Source organism: Neochlamydia sp. AcF65 (assembly GCF_018342435.1).
Classification (GTDB): Bacteria; Chlamydiota; Chlamydiia; order Chlamydiales; family Parachlamydiaceae; genus Neochlamydia.
The window spans coordinates 72,472-88,848 of record NZ_JAEMUE010000063.1; the positions used below are offsets into that span (position 1 = coordinate 72,472).

Annotated in this window: 14 protein-coding genes; 6 read left to right on the forward strand and 8 right to left on the reverse strand. The window is 36.8% G+C overall.

Annotated elements, in window-relative coordinates; all coding sequences use genetic code 11:
• Positions 1 to 51 precede the first annotated feature (51 nt).
• From NEOC65_RS07745 to NEOC65_RS07755, 3 genes are all read right to left on the reverse strand, one after another.
• On the reverse strand, positions 52 to 285 hold the full coding sequence (locus tag NEOC65_RS07745; protein WP_213156182.1) for a hypothetical protein: 234 nt from the start codon (positions 283 to 285) through the stop codon (positions 52 to 54).
• A gap of 312 nt (positions 286 to 597) precedes the next feature.
• Positions 598 to 1,023: a hypothetical protein gene (locus tag NEOC65_RS07750; RefSeq protein WP_213152011.1), complete on the reverse strand. Its 426-nt coding sequence runs from the start codon at positions 1,021 to 1,023 to the stop codon at positions 598 to 600.
• Positions 1,024 to 1,138: 115 nt separating this feature from the next.
• Entirely contained in the window at positions 1,139 to 2,320 is a 1,182-nt protein-coding gene (locus NEOC65_RS07755; protein ID WP_213156183.1) for a site-2 protease family protein, read from the reverse strand.
• A 682-nt stretch (positions 2,321 to 3,002) separates the two neighbouring features.
• Between NEOC65_RS07755 and ftsY the strand changes: the two genes are divergently transcribed.
• The 4 genes from ftsY (at position 3,003) to NEOC65_RS07775 (ending at position 6,096) form a co-directional block, all read left to right on the forward strand.
• Positions 3,003 to 3,932, forward strand: a complete 930-nt coding sequence (gene ftsY, locus NEOC65_RS07760; protein WP_213156184.1) for a signal recognition particle-docking protein FtsY — start codon at positions 3,003 to 3,005, stop codon at positions 3,930 to 3,932.
• 267 nt (positions 3,933 to 4,199) lie between these two features.
• Entirely contained in the window at positions 4,200 to 4,562 is a 363-nt protein-coding gene (locus tag NEOC65_RS07765) for a hypothetical protein (protein WP_213156185.1), read from the forward strand.
• A gap of 837 nt (positions 4,563 to 5,399) precedes the next feature.
• The gene (locus NEOC65_RS07770) at positions 5,400 to 5,786 is read left to right on the forward strand and encodes a hypothetical protein (RefSeq protein ID WP_166156816.1); all 387 of its coding nucleotides are present in this window, start codon (positions 5,400 to 5,402) and stop codon (positions 5,784 to 5,786) included.
• A gap of 82 nt (positions 5,787 to 5,868) precedes the next feature.
• Entirely contained in the window at positions 5,869 to 6,096 is a 228-nt protein-coding gene (locus tag NEOC65_RS07775) for a hypothetical protein (protein ID WP_166156819.1), read from the forward strand.
• Positions 6,097 to 6,137: 41 nt separating this feature from the next.
• Here NEOC65_RS07775 and NEOC65_RS07780 read toward each other — a convergent pair whose 3' ends face one another.
• The gene (locus NEOC65_RS07780) at positions 6,138 to 7,328 is read right to left on the reverse strand and encodes an amino acid permease (RefSeq protein WP_166156821.1); all 1,191 of its coding nucleotides are present in this window, start codon (positions 7,326 to 7,328) and stop codon (positions 6,138 to 6,140) included.
• Positions 7,329 to 8,338: 1,010 nt separating this feature from the next.
• Here NEOC65_RS07780 and NEOC65_RS07785 point away from each other — a divergent pair.
• Positions 8,339 to 10,303: a hypothetical protein gene (locus NEOC65_RS07785; RefSeq protein WP_213156186.1), complete on the forward strand. Its 1,965-nt coding sequence runs from the start codon at positions 8,339 to 8,341 to the stop codon at positions 10,301 to 10,303.
• Between the two features lie 5 nt (positions 10,304 to 10,308).
• On the opposite strand, the gene NEOC65_RS07790 is transcribed toward NEOC65_RS07785, so the two are convergent.
• Positions 10,309 to 11,694: an F-box-like domain-containing protein gene (locus NEOC65_RS07790; RefSeq protein ID WP_213156187.1), complete on the reverse strand. Its 1,386-nt coding sequence runs from the start codon at positions 11,692 to 11,694 to the stop codon at positions 10,309 to 10,311.
• 246 nt (positions 11,695 to 11,940) lie between these two features.
• Positions 11,941 to 12,069: an F-box protein gene (locus NEOC65_RS10040; protein WP_502710357.1), complete on the reverse strand. Its 129-nt coding sequence runs from the start codon at positions 12,067 to 12,069 to the stop codon at positions 11,941 to 11,943.
• Positions 12,070 to 12,475: 406 nt separating this feature from the next.
• Here NEOC65_RS10040 and NEOC65_RS10045 point away from each other — a divergent pair, with 406 nt between their 5' ends.
• The gene (locus tag NEOC65_RS10045) at positions 12,476 to 12,790 is read left to right on the forward strand and encodes a transposase (protein WP_213156201.1); all 315 of its coding nucleotides are present in this window, start codon (positions 12,476 to 12,478) and stop codon (positions 12,788 to 12,790) included.
• Positions 12,791 to 12,888: 98 nt separating this feature from the next.
• Here the strand turns inward: NEOC65_RS10045 and glmS are convergent, their stop codons facing one another.
• Together glmS and glmM are read right to left on the reverse strand one after the other, a co-directional pair.
• Positions 12,889 to 14,718, reverse strand: coding sequence for a glutamine--fructose-6-phosphate transaminase (isomerizing) (gene glmS, locus NEOC65_RS07805; RefSeq protein WP_213156189.1), 1,830 nt, complete (start codon positions 14,716 to 14,718; stop codon positions 12,889 to 12,891).
• Between the two features lie 21 nt (positions 14,719 to 14,739).
• A complete protein-coding gene (gene glmM / locus NEOC65_RS07810; RefSeq protein WP_166156836.1) occupies positions 14,740 to 16,107 on the reverse strand; it encodes a phosphoglucosamine mutase in 1,368 nt (455 codons plus the stop codon).
• Between the last annotated feature and the right edge of the window lie 270 nt (positions 16,108 to 16,377).

The window sequence follows — 16,377 nt, forward strand, 5'->3', positions numbered from 1 at the left end:
GAGATAATTAAGTGCGAAGCTAATGATAGCTTCGCACTTCTTCTGAAAGGCTTAATTTTTCTTTACATCATATTTCTGAAGTTCTTGTAGTTCTTCTTCTTCTCCATCTAGCTCGGCTTCGCTAGAGTCTAAGGGAATAGCAAATACATCTGTTGTATCAGGATTGCTATGTAAATTGAAAGGAACTTTTTCCTCTGTAACAGCTGATTGATCAGCTGCAGGTGCTGCTGTAGCTAACATAGGCATCATCGTATACAATAAGATAGAAACTAATTTTAATTTCATGGGTTCTTCTCCACCGGGTTTAATTTAGAAACAGCACTCTTATAGCAAATTCTTTTAATTTCGGTAAAGAAAAGCTCCATTTCCTAAAAAAAATAGAAGTTAAAAAAATAAAAAGATAGAAAAAACTTCCTAGCTATCAGATAAATAACCTCCGCAGCTAGCTAAATAGCCTATTTAAATTAAAAACAGATGGATCATCTTAAGAAAAGATAGAAGTCGGCAAGCAATTGCAGATAAGCAGCTAAGAAACCATACATCTTAGGCCAAAGAGGGAGCTATTTCTTAGGTAAACAGGAAAGCTGAAAGCTAAATTTAATTATTCTTAGATACTGCCACTTTGCAAGCGTTATCTTTTTCTTTTTCCCTTGCTTCCTTTTCCTCTTTAGCTTTTTTCTCGATAAGGCCATTAGCTACTCCCCTCGACCAATAAAGAGTTTTGTCATCTATTTTTTTGATAAGCAAGCCTATTCCTACAATAGCTAAAGGAGTAGCTACTAATAAAACAATTCCTAAAGGAGAAGCTAAGGTGAGGGCAGCTACGATTGAACCTACCACAGAAAGAAGCGTTAAAGATAGGGTTCCAATCACGATGGCCAGGGCAATGATTTTTTTTTGCTTAAAGTCACTAGGATATTTTTCTTGGCATATCTGTATAGCTCTACTTTTGGAATTCTCTTTTTCCTCTATTTTAAGGGAAAGAGGTATATGGGGGGTTGCTCCTACAGAAGGGGGAATCATGGCTCATCCAAGTTTTATTGTTAATAAATAAATAATTATAATTAACGCCTATAAACAAAACAAGTAATAAAAGATAAAAAAACTCATCTTTTTACAATTATTGTTATAAAAAAATTCAGTTTAATTCATTAAGGCAATTTTTTAATAAATTTTGGAAAGCGCTACTGGGGCGGATAGAATCAAATTCACTTTTAGAAAGGATGGGAGTCTTATAAGGCATCCCCTGCCTAAAAGCCGATTCTAACCATCCTACGGCAGGTTTAGACAAACCTAGCTGAGCATAGCTGAGGGCATTGGTAAGAGCAGTCTGGTAGCTAGGGGCCTCACTAAATATTCGATTACCTAATTGAATAGCCTCTTTCCAATCTTGATTATGATAAGCTAAATCTTGCAATAACTGCCAAATAGGCAGATGAAATTTATTTTTAAGAGGATAAAGAATTTCATAGGCTGCTTTATAGTCTCCTTTTTCATTTAATAAAAGGGCCTCATGGTAGGTAGCCTGCCTATATAAAACACCTGATTGTGTCCTGTTGCGAACAGTTTTAAATTTCTCGAAAGCTTCTTGCTTCCTTCCTTCTTGGAGGTCTTCTTCTGCAGCTTTTAATAAATCTTTAATCTCATCGTTTTGATCTTGCGCTTGCATCGATAACGTGCTTTGCCAGGAACGATAGCTTTCAAAAGCTAAAATTAAAAACAAAGATCCTGCTAAAGTGGCTTGCACTGCAAAAAAGAATAAACCTACACCTGCAGCAATAAGAATGCTTATAAAAGAGGCAATTTTGATTCCTCGCAGGCCTAATAAGCCTTCTAAAATTATACTTAAAAGCCGTCCTCCATCTAGAGGTTGCACAGGTAGCAGATTAACTATTGTCCAAAAGGTATTGACATAGAAACAGATTTCCAAAGCAAAGATTCCTAGATGGGAAGAATGTTCACTCCATCTATTTAAAAATAGATAAGTGCCTCCTGCTAAAGCAAAGCCAGCAAGCGGACCTGCAAGGACAATGATAAATTCTTGCCATAGCTTAAGCTTAGGGCCTGTTCGATAAGTTGCTCCTCCTAAGCCAGTAAGCTCTATAGTAGAACGTTGGCCAAAAGCAAGCGCGGATAAAGCATGCCCATATTCATGCACAATAATGGAAAACGTAATAACGATGACCCATAGCACAGTTTTAATTAAAACTGCATGGATAGATGTTATTTCTGAAAAACTGTTTAACCAGCCGATAATCAAAGTTAAAATCCAAAAAAAAGGATAAATACGTAGAGGAATTTTTCCAGGAATAGTAACCATTATTTCTTTTATGCCTTTTGCTTCTTTTTAAGACACCTTGTTGAATTATATTTTTTGAGCTTTCCATCTGTTTTATCTTATCAGCAGCCCTTCCTTTTGTGCCACTAGAATTGTAGTCGCCTATTTCTCCTAAGAGAAGACCCAATGGGCCAAAAGTTAGGGCTACAAATTTATTTTCCTAAATTTTCATTCGTTTAGGCAGTCTCTTCCTTGCTTCCCTGCCCCATTTTCGCTTACTATGAGTAGCCTCCTTCTTCCTAACTTTTTTCTCAATAAACTATAACTTTATAAAAGAAAGAGAAAATGTCTTAAATCCTTGCTTTAGCAGCGATGCTTAAGTTGAGCAAAGAAGGTATAAAATTTTTTAAATATTGCCTCCACCAACTGCAAAACTTTACTCCCTAATATGGAACTCTTCCTACTTCTCTTGCTTTAATCCTTAAACTTGCCCTTTAATCATTTCATCTATTTTAAGATCATATCGCCCGTTATTCCCCTTGCTTAATTAAAGGCCATTACAAGAAGGGCTAAGCTAGCCAATATTTTTTTAAGATTGAAAGGCATGAAGATTCATCATCACTCCCCTCCACCTCACAGCACTTAACCTATTTTTTCTTTTTAATCTTCAAGCCTGATGTGGTATACTTTTTTTCTACTTAACCTAAATTTACAAAAAACTTTTATGATTTTAAATTTTTTAAAAGGCAGCTATACTAAATTAAAAAAAGCCTTATCCAAGACAAGTGCTGTATTAGGACATAAGCTTAAAGCTCTTTTTAGCAAACCCCTCAATGAGGAAACCTTAGAGCAAATAGAACGTACTTTGTATGAAGCGGATTTAGGGGTTAAAATGTCCGCAACTTTAACCGAGAAAATTCGCCAGTTACACATCAGCCATCCACTTTTAAAACCGGAAGATTTAGTCAAAGAAATTCAACAAGACATTGTCCAAAGCCTTAAGAGCCCTTCCCTTTCTGTCTCAACTATGGATTCCTCTACCCCTCATGTTATTCTAATTGTAGGAGTTAATGGAAATGGTAAAACCACTTCAGCTGCTAAGCTCGCCAAGTTCTACCATAGCCAAGGTAAGAAAGTCTTACTCGCCGCAGCTGATACCTTTCGCGCTGCTGCAGTCGAACAGTTGGAGCGCTGGGCACAGCTCTTAAATATTCACATTGTTAAAGGAGCTGCCAAAAGTGACCCTGCCTCAGTTGCTTTTGATGCGGTAACAGCAGCCAAAGCAAGAGGAGCAGATATATTAATCATTGATACTGCTGGAAGGCTACATACCAAAGCTAATCTTATGCAAGAGCTTGAAAAGATCAAAAGATCCTGCCATAAAGTGCAAAATAGCACCCCTCAGGAAATTCTTTTGGTTCTTGATGCGACGACAGGACAAAATGCAATCGATCAGGCTACTATTTTTCATAAGCATACCCCTATTACTGGTTTGATTCTTACTAAAGTTGATGGAACAGCAAGAGGGGGAATTGCTATTAGCATTCAACAACAGCTTGGTATTCCTATTAAATATATAGGCTTTGGTGAGGGAGTAGAAGATTTTGAGCCTTTTAATGCTGAAAGCTTTGTAAAAGCGCTGTTTGATGAATAAAAAGTTTATAAACTCAGATCTATATATTAAAGTCATTCAATTGAAAAATCACCTCTACCTAAGCAAAATTTAAACTTATCAAATCTCAAAGAAAATTAATTTTTTCTTTTCTTTAGCTTTTCATAATTTCCGGAAAGCAGGCTTTCTTATATTCTATATGTTTGAAAGCAAGCATAATAAAATATTTTTACATTCTCCTCCATTACCTTCTTGTTCAAAACTCACAAAATCGTTAAAAGAAATTATAAGTTAAAGGGGAGATTAATTATGAAAAAAAGCTTAATTCGCGTCACAATTTTGAGCGCCGCGCTTGCTATTTCATCTCTTAGATTGTTTGCACACAGTGGGAGTGACCATGGAGGCGTTAAGGAAGAAAGACATCATTCTTATGAGGGCTTTCATGGAAAACAAGATCATGGATGGGAGCATCATCATGAAGATCATCGTTGGCATCATGAGCATGGACATAGCAATGTATATGTAGTAGATCCCTGGTATAATCCAGGCTTCGTCTATAGCGATACTTCTGTTACCTATCCCTATTATTATAATGGTTATCCCTATTATTACTATCATCCTAATTACTACTGGGATAATGGAATTAATGTTAATTTAAATATAGGTGGGTAATTTTTTATATCACTTGGCTTAGCTATTATAAATCCTTGCTAGGCAATTTTAAAATGATTAGGAAAGGATGCCTGCTCATTTATAGAGGGAAAAAATGCTGGAAAGAGCGGTTAGTAAATCCAATCCCTTTTCATCCCTTTGTTGGGCTACACCCGTTAAAATATGAATAAAATTAAAAAGATATTTAACATTCTTTAAGCCAAAAGAGTTGATTAAAAAAAGAAAATTAAAAAACTACACGCTTAAATTTTAGCTTCAATTTAGCTTTAAGAAAATAGTAAAGAGAAACACTTAATTTTAAATAAAGGATAAAGCTAGCTAGATTTTCTTCAATTAGGGAACCTAGCTAATTCTTGGGTTTTGGAAATACTTTTAAATAAATACGAATAGAAGAGCATGGCACCAACCAAAAATCTAACACCATTTTAAGCCTTTGAAATTCAGTTGAAACACTTGGTTAGCCAGGGATTTGGAGAAAAACATGCGATAAATTGAAAAGTTTTTCCTTTTATTTTAAAGTTCTTCTATTGAGTAAAAGGTTTCTTTTAAAGCTTTTTTAAGAAAAAAAGCGCAGCAGGCCCCTAAAGTTCTTAGAATATTAAGTCAATAAGCTCTCCCTTGAGGGTTTATTATAAAAAGCTTAAGCCTTGGATTTCTAGGAAAATTTAGCAGCTATGGCTAGTACTTGCAAGGTACAAAGTAATCCTATCTCAAAAGCAGCTTTAGCAGAAAAACAGGAAACATAAGTGGATTTGATTAACAGTCTAGAGATTAATTTATAAAAACTTTTTAGTTGGTGTCTTAAGAACTTGAATAGCTAATAAACCGGGAGATTGTATGTACAAAAGATATGGCTTTCTTATTGCTTTTTTCTCTCTATCTATGGGTATTTCTTCTACTTTACAAGCTGATGAGCCTCAAAAATTGAAAGACAATTTGCTGATAGCTCAAGGAAAGCATGGGGGTAGGAATGGGCACCATAAAGGTGGACGCCATGATAGGGATGAAAAACATCATGATCATAGGCATGGAGGAGGAAATAATTATTATTACTATGGCGGATTAGGAATTGGGCTGGGCTTTGGAGCCTCCTATCCCTATTACTATGACTATTATAGAGGGCCTTCCTCATCCTATTATTACCCCTCTAGCTATTCGATTTATCTCAATCCAAGCTATCCTGCTCCCTATGAGAGACGTCTTGAAAGCCGTTTTTCCTATTAAAAAGAACGATAATCGTCGTTCTTGGAATTAATAAGAGTAGCAAAAATCAACTAGAAAGCCATCTTAATTTAAAAAGGGCTAAATGAAAAATAGAAGATTAGTTTATCTATTATCCTTCCTTTCTTTTTTTATTCCTTATCCTTCGGAAGCGTATGACCGCATAGGCAAAAATTTAAAAATCTATTCCTACACTCAACCACGGCGCCCAAGGCGCCATGGGCGCCAGCCTACTGCTCGCACTCCTCCTTATGATCCCTCTAAACTTACGCCTCAGCGCTCTTACCGCTATCCCTCTTCTCATCATCCTTAAAAGTTAAGGAAAGCATTTAAAAAAATGCTAATATCTAGCTTTCATTTTATAAACTTAATATAGCTTTCACAGGCTATTTCAAATAGGACAAACATAAAGAGAAAAACCAAAGCTATACGCCCACCCGGAAAAATATACGCTCCTTTAAATCCACGCACATACCGTCCTACCCACACCATTAAGACAGGTAATAAGCCCAACAAAAGAGCACAACCATATCCTCCGGCATAATCTAAGGCTTCTAAAAAAATATGAGGATGGCTATAGGAAATCAATAGAGGGGGAACAAAAATAGCTAAGCAAATAAAGAGTTTATTTGCGCTGTTCTTTTTTAATTGCAATCCATCGGCAAGAAAATCTAGCAATCCTAAAGTCACCCCAAAAAATGAAGTTACTAAAGCAAAAAAAGCAAAAAATTGGCCAATGATATAGACAGCAGGAGTGCCTAAAAAATGCTTAAGCGGAACTACAGCATTTTCTCCTTTTTGTAGGGTCTCTATTAATCCTCCTGAGCCGAAAGTCGGCACAATACCTTGAATTAACCACTGCCAAATCATATAAGTTATCAAGGGAATAAAACTACCTATCAAAATAGCTAAGCGTGTTAAACGTATATCGCTATGCATATATTGCACTAAAGTAGGGATAATTCCTTGGTAGGCAAATGCAGTAAAAGCAATAGGCAAACCTACAACGGCTAGGGACCAGTCTTGATAGAATAGATGTTGGGAGTTTACATGGGGAGCTCCTAGCATCACAAAAGCAGCATAAAACATAGCTAATCCACCCATGAGCATGATATTTAAATGGCTAATTACTTGAGCGCCAGCATAAACAAAAGGGCTAAATAAAAGCACGAACAGCAAAGAGCCATAATGAGCAGGAACAATATTGACTAAGAGCTGAGAAACCAGATTTCCACACCCTACTATATAAGCTAAATTGAGGCAGTAAAATAAAAATAGATAAATGATCCATGCTGCCCATTTGCCTAAACTTCCCAAAGTAGTGTAGGCCATAGTCACAATATTAGCTTCCCCCTTCATCCAAGTAGAAACTTCAAGGAATAATAAGCCAGTACAGGCCATGAAAACCCAACAAAAAAAATAAGTAAGTAAAGAGGGAACGAAGCCGCCTAAGCTTGTGGCTACGGGTAGAGCAAGCATTCCCCCTCCGATAGAGGTTCCTGCTACTAATAAGGCGCCTTTAAGTAAACTTGCAGTATTGTTCATGGGCTCATCTTCTTAAATAAGTTAAATTAGGTGCGAGTATAGAGAGGAACTTTCAAAAATTCAAGATAGAAGCCATAAAAGCAATAATTCCTAAGAAATCTACAATTGAATGAAATTTTATATTTTTAGAAGGTATTTCATATGAACTCTAGGAAAATTTTTTTTCATTTGACGGATTGAAAGCATAGCGGAGGCTATAAAAAAAGTTAATGTTAAATAACGAAGCGCTATATGTAGATACTAGCTTGTGTAGCTTGTCGCCTTCAAGCCTTCCCTGCCCCAATTTTTCTTTAGAAACTTTAAAGCATTCCTCTCTTGCCCGAACGTTGCCCCCAGCTTTGGCCCTATCGCATAGAAGGGCCTCACCAGGACAATAAGCTAGATCGCAAGTGCCTTTTATGCTCCGCTTTACAAAAAGCTAATGTAACCACCGGTTATCTTAACTTTATTTTTCGTCGGTCTCTTTTACGATACTGTTCACCTTTTATCTTTTTTCCTTTGATAAACTCTATTCCTTTAGCGTTAAAATCAACAACCCAGCTAGAGAAAATAAAGAAAACAAGCCTGGCATATTCTATCTATTTTCCCTCCTTAAAACCTAAAGAGTACTCTATTAATCTCTTAATAAGGAAAATGCTTTTTTTGTTTTCCTTCGCTATAGATCTTAAAAATATATTTTTTCTTAGGTTATCTTATCCCCCCTTAAGATCTTTGCATACGCTAGGATCTTCCAGTGGCTACTCGCCTCATAAGAGGTGATTAAATTGGCTAATAAAGTAGCTAGATTAATATTTAAGCCCTCCTTAAGCTCTTTTTCCTACTCCTCATTAAGCAACTTTTTCTCTCCTTTAAAGCGTGGAAGCTTAAGGGGAATTGATCATCTTTAGACCTCTTTTAACCTTCTCCTTTCGAAGAGCATTTTCTCTCTCCTCAAGCAATTGGCATGAAAATTGCACTACCTAGAGCGAATCACTAAAAATCTAATTCCATATAAGAAAAAGGAGCGTCTGATGAATAATCCTATAGGTCCTAATTCTTCTTCATCTTCTGAGTTTTTACAGATAAAGAACTTAAAAAGGGCTAGAGAAGATGAAGAGAAAGGAGAAGAGAAACAATTAAACAAAAGAGTAACTACACTTTTTGTAAATCGAGTTAAGGAAGAAATTGAAGCAAATCCGCAGTTTAAAGCTCATCTTTATACTTACCTGAGAATGGAAGAAGGGGATAAAGATTCTTTGGCAATTTTTCATTTTGCTAAAGAAATTTTTTCTTTGCAACTCAGACCTGCAGGTCCTTTAGATAGCAACCCTGCCACTAACCGTCAAGTTGTCCTCAATGTCCATGAACTCATTCCTAGCTTAACTAGGACGGCCAGGCAAGAGGATTGGCTTAAATTTTCTCATCTTCAACAGCTGATAAAGGAGATGGATAGGTATAATAATGGACAAGAGGGCACCCCAGCTAGTGAATTATCCTCTGCTGTGAAGATGCATGCTGAAGCACGGTTACTACTTTTTTTTCATCTATCGGTAACTTTCTTTCAATCGCGAAGTCACATTGAAACCCATGGAGCAAAATTTCAACTCCATCAGGGTTCTGAGAGGCATGGTACAGAGGCTTGCCATCATTCATTGTTTCCAGAAATTAAAGACAATTACTTAGAAAAATTAAAGCGAGAAGTCCTTGTAGCTGCGCGCCAAGAAAGAGAGGAAAAAGAAAATATTTCTTCTCCTTTAATCTTAAAATTATTGGCTCTTGGCATCCCTGGAGAAGATCTTCAAGAAACTTTAAAGCAAATTATAGATAAGAAGGTAGGAGCAGAGGAAGCCGTTAACAAATTATGGAGCAAATTTTTTCCCGAGCCTCTTTCCCGTTCCTTATTCAATGAACAAAGTAAATTTTACTATTTAAATAATCATACCATAATAGCTCCCGCTACCCTTAACAGAGTAGATGATATCATTGAAAGAAATGTTCGTAATTTTGCCAGAGAACAATTACGACTTGTTTCATCAGGAACAAGCTTGACGCCGATAGCGGCTACAGTGCATGTAGGTAGAGAAATTGAAAGAGAATTGGTTCAAAGCTTAATGCAGACCGATGAAAAACTCAACACGCTTAAAGATTTAGAACAAAGCATGCAAGCATTTAATAAGCTCCTTTGGGATAATAATCTCTACTTAACAACTAAAGCGGGAGCTTCTCTGGACGAAAAGTTTAAGAATCTTGAAAACATAAATAATTTTTTAGCTCTACTTATCCCTGAGTTATTAGATAGCATTTCTACCTTAAATGATTCTCACTCTCTTCCCCTTGTCATTCCTAATTTAGAAGACATGAAAGGATTGCTTGCAAGTTTTCCGCAGGATTTCCAAGCATTCAGAAATAAATATGAAGTCTATCAACAGCAACAAAAAGAAATTTATGGACCGATAGACGAAAAAATTCAGCGTCTTGAAAGCGCCATACATCAGAAAGAAGAGGTCACTAGAAAATTTGTTAACAAGCTGAAGGAATATGAACTTACCACGCAGGAGGATTGGATTCTTTCAATGGACCCAACTTCACCACATTTTCCGGGAATAGAAAAAAAGCATAAAAGCTATCAAAAAATGTCTGAGGAGCTGGGGAAAGTTCGGGAAAAATTAAAAAAAGATAAGGAAAGCCTTTCAGCTTTACAGGAGAAAAGAGCTGCACTAAGAGCTCCAGACGATCGACTCATACAAGCAGAATTTAGAAACCGTTTAGCCTACATAAAAACATATTTCGGCTCTTCAATTTCTTCCCCCATTGACCCCTCTTCTTTCGCTAAGCTCGAAGAATCTAGACATTTTATAGATAAGCAGCTTCAATCAACTTCTCAACTCACCGAGAAGCTTAGCCAAGAAATAATGCAAGGAAAATATTCCTCTTATCGCTCTTATGAACAGTTGCAATCTATTTTAATTAGCCAAACGCTTCAGGTAAACAAATAGCTTTCCTAAGCATCGGGAGGAGCGACTAAAACAGGCTCCTTTCCTTGTAAATGAGCAAAGTCCCATAGATGCAGCCATCCATGTTCATCACAAAAGAGTAGTTTGCGGCCATCGTAGCTAGCATGGATAGTATTAGAATCTACCAATGGATATTCTCTAGGCGGCAAAGGCCAGAATGCTCCGCAACACTCTATAATAGGAGTATGTTGATAAAGTTTGAAGCATTTGAATTCAGGATGAAAAGTAGAGGCAAGGAAATAGTTTTCATCTAAGGCAAGAAAACGCACAGGCGCTAAGCAGCCTAGATTTGATTGAGTTAAAAAATTTCCATCATCAAAATTATAAGTTAAAACAAAACCTATACTTAGTCCTACTGCTAAGCGCTTGCCATCATAACTACAGGTTGTTAGAACTGACTTCGTGTCCCAACGTTTTTCCATAGGTCGAGGTTCCAAGGTAAATTCTACCTTTTTTTTCCCATTAGAAGCATCCCATACATGGCCTCTTCTGTGTAAATCATTTTCACATAAAACAATGACGCGCTCTTCATCAAACTGGCAGAGTTCTTGATTAAGAGGAATTTTAAAAGTGCCTTCTAAGGCTATCAAGTTCATAGAAAAAGAGTTTTCTATATCCTTAATAAAGTAAAGGCTGCCATCTAGACAGTGGATTAAAGCTTGATTATTTCGGCAGAGGATAAAACTAATCGGTGCACAGGTGCTTTTATGGTAGCTTAAGCCTGTGCGTACATCCACAATTTTAAATTGCGTTTGATGAGGATTAACTAAAAATAAATGGTTTTGAGCCAAGTAAGCATTTTCAAAGTTTCCAAGGTAACAGAGAGAAGTTTGGGGAAAAGCCTCATTAACTTTCCAACGATAGAGCTGCCCCTCTTGCGTCACTTGAATAATATGGCCTTCTTGATAATGAATCAGGCGAGAACTTTCCTCTTTTACATTCTCATACACTAGCTGACAACTTTTTTCGCCCAGATGATAGATTTGCGCTGTACCTGCTGTAGCTTTTATAAAAGCGAATTGTTTTTCTCTTTTAAGCGCAAGAATTTTTCCTGAAAAATTAGGTAATTTGTAAATAGTCTGTTTGCATTCATTTTTTGAATGCTCGCCTTTCGTTAGCCTCATCGTTTGCGCCATCTGCACTCTTTTCTTATAGATTTTTCGCCAGTTTTTCCCTGGAGAAGAAGAATAGCTAAGGTTTTTCCAGCGTCGTTGGCAAATAGGCCGCCATAAAGAAGGATCTTGGGTCATTCGCTGCCAATGTTTATTAACAAGGGCTGCCATCGGTAAATCTTTTTCATCTAGAAGACTAAGAATCTTTAATTGCACTTCTTCAGGTATTCTTATATGAGGAATTAAAGAAAGCGGGGTCACGTTATTTACCATAACTTTAAATTTGTTTTTATTTATTATAAAATACTAGTGATTTAATAGTTAAAATTCAATAGAACATTTCAAACATTAAATAATCTAGACCCATCAAAAAAATTTGAATATTCGCCTTTCGTTAGCCTCATCGTTTTTGACATCCGCACCCTTTTCTTACAGATTTTTCGCCAGTTTTTTCCTTGAGAAAGAAGAGTGGCTAAGGTTTTTCCAGCGTCGTTGGCAAATAGGCCGTCATAAAGAAGGATCTTGGGTCATTCGCTGCCAATGTTTATTAACAAGGGCTGCCATCGTTAATTCTTTTTCATCTAGAAAGCTAAAAATTTTTAATTGCACTTCTTCAGGTATTCTTATATTAGGAATTAAAGAAAGTAGGTCATATTATTTACCCTAAATTTAAATTTTTTTGATTTATTGTAAAGATATAGTCTTTCATTTTCTAAAATTCAATAGTCTACTTTAAATATCAACTGATTCATGCCCAATCCATTGCTTTTTTGAAGGAAAATTGTTTATACTAATGAACGATTATTTTAGCCACACTTTGCCAAAATTTGCTTTATAAGTTCTGACCGATTAATCGATTTTTATAGTAGGCAGCTTAGCCAAGCGCGAAAAAAACAAAAAAACATTCTGGCTTTGCAATTTCTTTATCCCTTGATCCTTCTTCCACTAGGTTTGAAGAATCCAGGCATTTTATAGCCAATCAAATTCAAGCAACTTCGCGCAACTCACCGAGCTAATCAAAAAAGTTTATCAGTGAGATTACATTCATAAGCTTAAAGAACCGTTTAGAAGCTTATTTAATGATTTAAATGATAATAAGCAAACAGGCAGCGAGGAACTGTCCGCATGGGTGTTAAATACAGTTAGACATAAAGCCACAGGATATTGCAAATTTGGAAAGACTTTACTAAATTGGGAAGGAAACATATTGAATGATTTTAATAAGAGAGTAAGGGGTGTGGAAGGAGTTAACAAAAAAATTAAGCTTATTAAAAGAAAAGCCTATGGTTTTGGGAATTCTGAAAAATTTGGAATAAAAACAATAAATTCTTTTTTTATTAAATTTTTTTTACTATAAAAGCCTTCGAAGAGCCAAGAAAATTAAATTTTAAAATGTAAAAATAATTTAATACTAGCTTAAATAGGCTTCAAGAAGGTAGCCACAAAGGCTTTCAATTATTCAACAGTAACCGATTTAGCTAAATTACGGGGCTGATCAATATCTGTCCCTCTTTCTCGTGCAATATAATAAGCTAGTAATTGATTAACTACAGTAACCGGAATGCTCGCTAGTTCATCCATCGTAGGGGGTATGCGTATAATATCATCCGCTACTCCTTTCAAGCTATCTTCCCCTTCTTCAGCAATAGCTATAATAGGGCCTTTACGCGCCTTTACTTCCATCAAATTGCTCAATAGCTTACCGTAGGTAGTTTTATTAGGACAAAGAGCTACGGTAGGACAATGGCTATTAATTAAAGCAATAGGTCCATGCTTTATTTCTCCTGCTGGATAACCGTTGGCATTAATGTAGGAAATTTCTTTCAGCTTAAGAGCTCCTTCTAAAGCTGTAGGATACATATAGCGCCGCCCCAGAAAGAAAAAATTTTCATACTGAGCATATTTTTTAGCGACGTTTTCTATATAATAAGCATTATCCAATACTAACTGAATTTGCTCGGGTAAAACCCGTAAAGCTTTTAAAAATTCTTGCCCCTCATTTTTTCCTAGATGCCGCATCCTAGCCATCCTTAAGGTCAATAAAGCAAGCACAACTAATTGACTTGTGAAGGCTTTAGTGGAACACACACCAATTTCAGGACCGCACTTTAAAAAAAGAGTTGCATCTGCCTCTCTTGCCAATGTGGAACCTGCGACATTACAGAGTGCGATTACTTTTCCACCTTTAGCTTTAATCTCTCTGACGGCTGCTATAGTATCTGCTGTTTCTCCAGATTGGCTGATGGCAATTACTAAAGTATGGGGAAGAATTATAGGATTTTTATAACGAAATTCAGACGAAATTTCCACTTCAACAGGGATACGTGCTTTTTCCTCGATCATGTAAGAAGCCACATAACCAGCATTCCATGAGGTGCCACAGCCTAAAATTAAAATGCGCTGGGCGGCTAAAAGTTCTGTCAGATCCAGCTCTAACTCCGCAAAAACTGCTGTGCCATATTCCTCGGAAAAACGTCCTTCCAGGGCGTTGAAGATGGCCTGAGGCTGCTCGTTAATTTCCTTAAGAGTATAATGTTCAAAATGGCCTTTATGAGCATCACTAGCTGTTACAGGCAAGCGTTCAATCTTTTTTTCAACCTCATCTCCTGCAGAATTGTATATCCTTACCTCTTTATGGCTAACCACCGCGATTTCAGAGTTAGTTAGATAAACTACATCCTGAGTAAAATTTAAAAAAGCATTAGAGTCTGAAGAAATAAAAACTTCATTGTTACCTATACCCATCACTAGAGGACATTCTTGAGCGATAGCAATGATTTGATGGGGATGATCTTTATGAATAATTGCAAGAGCAAAAGCTCCTTTTAGCAAATGTGAGGCTTGCTGAACAGCCTGCAGAAAATCCCCTTGGTAAAAGCTACCAATTAGATGAGCAACCACTTCGGTATCTGTCTCAGAAACAAAGCGAGCCCCTTTTTTAATCAAATCTTGCTTTAAGCTCTCATGATTTTCAATAATTCCATTATGCACAACAGCCAAGGAATGTGACGTATCAAAATGGGGATGAGCATTAATCTTGCTAGGCACTCCATGGGTAGCCCAACGTGTTTGCGCAATCGCAGCGTCTGCTAAACAAAAATTACAAGCTTGCAGCTCTTTCTCCAGAGCCGATATTTTGCCTAGTTCTTTGCAAGATGCAATCCGTCCCTCTTTGATACCCGCAACGCCCGCAGAGTCATAGCCACGGTATTCAATTTTCTTTAGTCCCTCTAAAGCTATTTCAAGCGAGTTTCTAAAACCTATATAAGCAAATATTCCGCACATAAATCATTCCTTTGAAGTCGGCTAAGAAAATCCTATTTCATCTTTAATGCTGTTGCTGATCGTAAGCGCCATTTGCTGCACTTGTTTTAACTTAGGACCTTCTACCATTACTCGGCAAATATTTTCTGTGCCTGAATAGCGTACTAATACGCGACCTGCATCACCCAGCATTTTTTCCACATTAGCGATAGTTTCTTGCACATTTTTAAGATCATTTAAAGGAGGTTTGGACTGAATACTTACATTAATGCAAGATTGAGGATAACGTTGCACAATTAAAGCTAAATCCGACAGCTTAGAATCGGTCTCTATCATGATACGCAAAACTTGTAGGGCACAAACTAGTCCATCACCAGTCGTATTATGGTCTAAGAAGATCATATGCCCACTTTGCTCCCCACCTAGATTAGCCTCATGCTTCAACATATCTTGAAGGACATAACGATCTCCTACCTGCGAGCAAACCACTTCTATTTGTTCAGCTTTCATAGCCTTGATAAAGCCAAAATTTGACATCACAGTCGCTATCACTTTGTTATTCTTGAGAAGCCCTTGTTTTTTTAAGTCCCGTGCACAAATTGCTAATATAGTATCTCCATCTACAATCTGCGCATTCTCATCCACCATAATCACGCGATCTGCATCCCCGTCTAAGGCTATGCCTACATCTGCCCGATGATCGATCACAGCTTTTTGCACAGTTTCAGGATGTAAAGAGCCACAACCATCATTAATATTTAGACCATTCGGGCTATTACCATACACAAATACCTGGGCATCAAGCTCTCTAAATACTAAAGGTGCCACTTTATAACCTGCACCATTCGCACAATCTAAAGCAATTTTTAAATTTTTAAGAGATGAGCGACGAGGAAAGGTGGCTTTTACAAATTCTATATACCGTCCATCTGCATCGTTAATTTTGCTATTTTTTCCTATATCAAACTCAAGAGGGAGGCTATCTTCAAAACTATTCGTAGTAATCAATTCTTCCATTTCAGCTTCCCAAGCATCAGGTAATTTAAAGCCTTCGGAAGAGAAAAACTTAATTCCATTGTCATAATAAGAATTATGAGAAGCTGAAATAACAATGCCAGCATCTGCACGGTAAGCTCTTGTAATAAAAGCTACCCCTGGAGTAGGGAGAGGCCCTACCATCAATGTATCTACTCCCATGGAGCACAAACCAGCTATTAAAGCATTTTCAAACATGTAGCAAGATAGACGCGTATCTTTGCCAATAACTACCCTATGTTTACCATTGTGACGTCGAAAAATCTTGCCTGCTGCTCGGCCCAAAGCTAAGGCAATCTCTACTGTCATAGGAGTATAATTTGCACGTCCCCGCACCCCGTCTGTTCCAAAGACTTTCGTCCTTTTCTTTGTCATCAACCTCTCCCTAAAACTATAAATTAATCAAAAATCTAGACGGCAATCAAGAAAAATGATAGGTGAGTATATACATTTTTCCATTTATCCTACACTTTCTTTGTAATAAAAAGCATGGTAGAGAGAAAAACTGATTTTGAAAATGAACAGTAAAGGGTTTCGATTCATTTTAGAGTTTTATTAAACTCTAAGGTTTGAAGTTGACTTTTGCTGAGGGCTTGCTTAAAATATCATATCATTGATGGAATGATTTTCTTTGCAAAAGCTTTT

Excerpts from the sequence above, each read along its gene's own strand:
- NEOC65_RS07750 (WP_213152011.1), bottom strand. The coding sequence starts at position 1,023 with ATGATTCCCCCTTCTGTAGGAGCAACCCCCCATATACCTCTTTCCCTT.
- ftsY (WP_213156184.1), top strand. The coding sequence starts at position 3,003 with ATGATTTTAAATTTTTTAAAAGGCAGCTATACTAAATTAAAAAAAGCC.
- NEOC65_RS07785 (WP_213156186.1), top strand. The coding sequence starts at position 8,339 with ATGAATAATCCTATAGGTCCTAATTCTTCTTCATCTTCTGAGTTTTTA.
- NEOC65_RS07745 (WP_213156182.1), bottom strand. The coding sequence starts at position 285 with ATGAAATTAAAATTAGTTTCTATCTTATTGTATACGATGATGCCTATG.
- NEOC65_RS07755 (WP_213156183.1), bottom strand. The coding sequence starts at position 2,320 with ATGGTTACTATTCCTGGAAAAATTCCTCTACGTATTTATCCTTTTTTT.
- NEOC65_RS07775 (WP_166156819.1), top strand. The coding sequence starts at position 5,869 with ATGAAAAATAGAAGATTAGTTTATCTATTATCCTTCCTTTCTTTTTTT.
- glmS (WP_213156189.1), bottom strand. The coding sequence starts at position 14,718 with ATGTGCGGAATATTTGCTTATATAGGTTTTAGAAACTCGCTTGAAATA.
- NEOC65_RS07765 (WP_213156185.1), top strand. The coding sequence starts at position 4,200 with ATGAAAAAAAGCTTAATTCGCGTCACAATTTTGAGCGCCGCGCTTGCT.
- NEOC65_RS07780 (WP_166156821.1), bottom strand. The coding sequence starts at position 7,328 with ATGAACAATACTGCAAGTTTACTTAAAGGCGCCTTATTAGTAGCAGGA.
- NEOC65_RS07770 (WP_166156816.1), top strand. The coding sequence starts at position 5,400 with ATGTACAAAAGATATGGCTTTCTTATTGCTTTTTTCTCTCTATCTATG.
- glmM (WP_166156836.1), bottom strand. The coding sequence starts at position 16,107 with ATGACAAAGAAAAGGACGAAAGTCTTTGGAACAGACGGGGTGCGGGGA.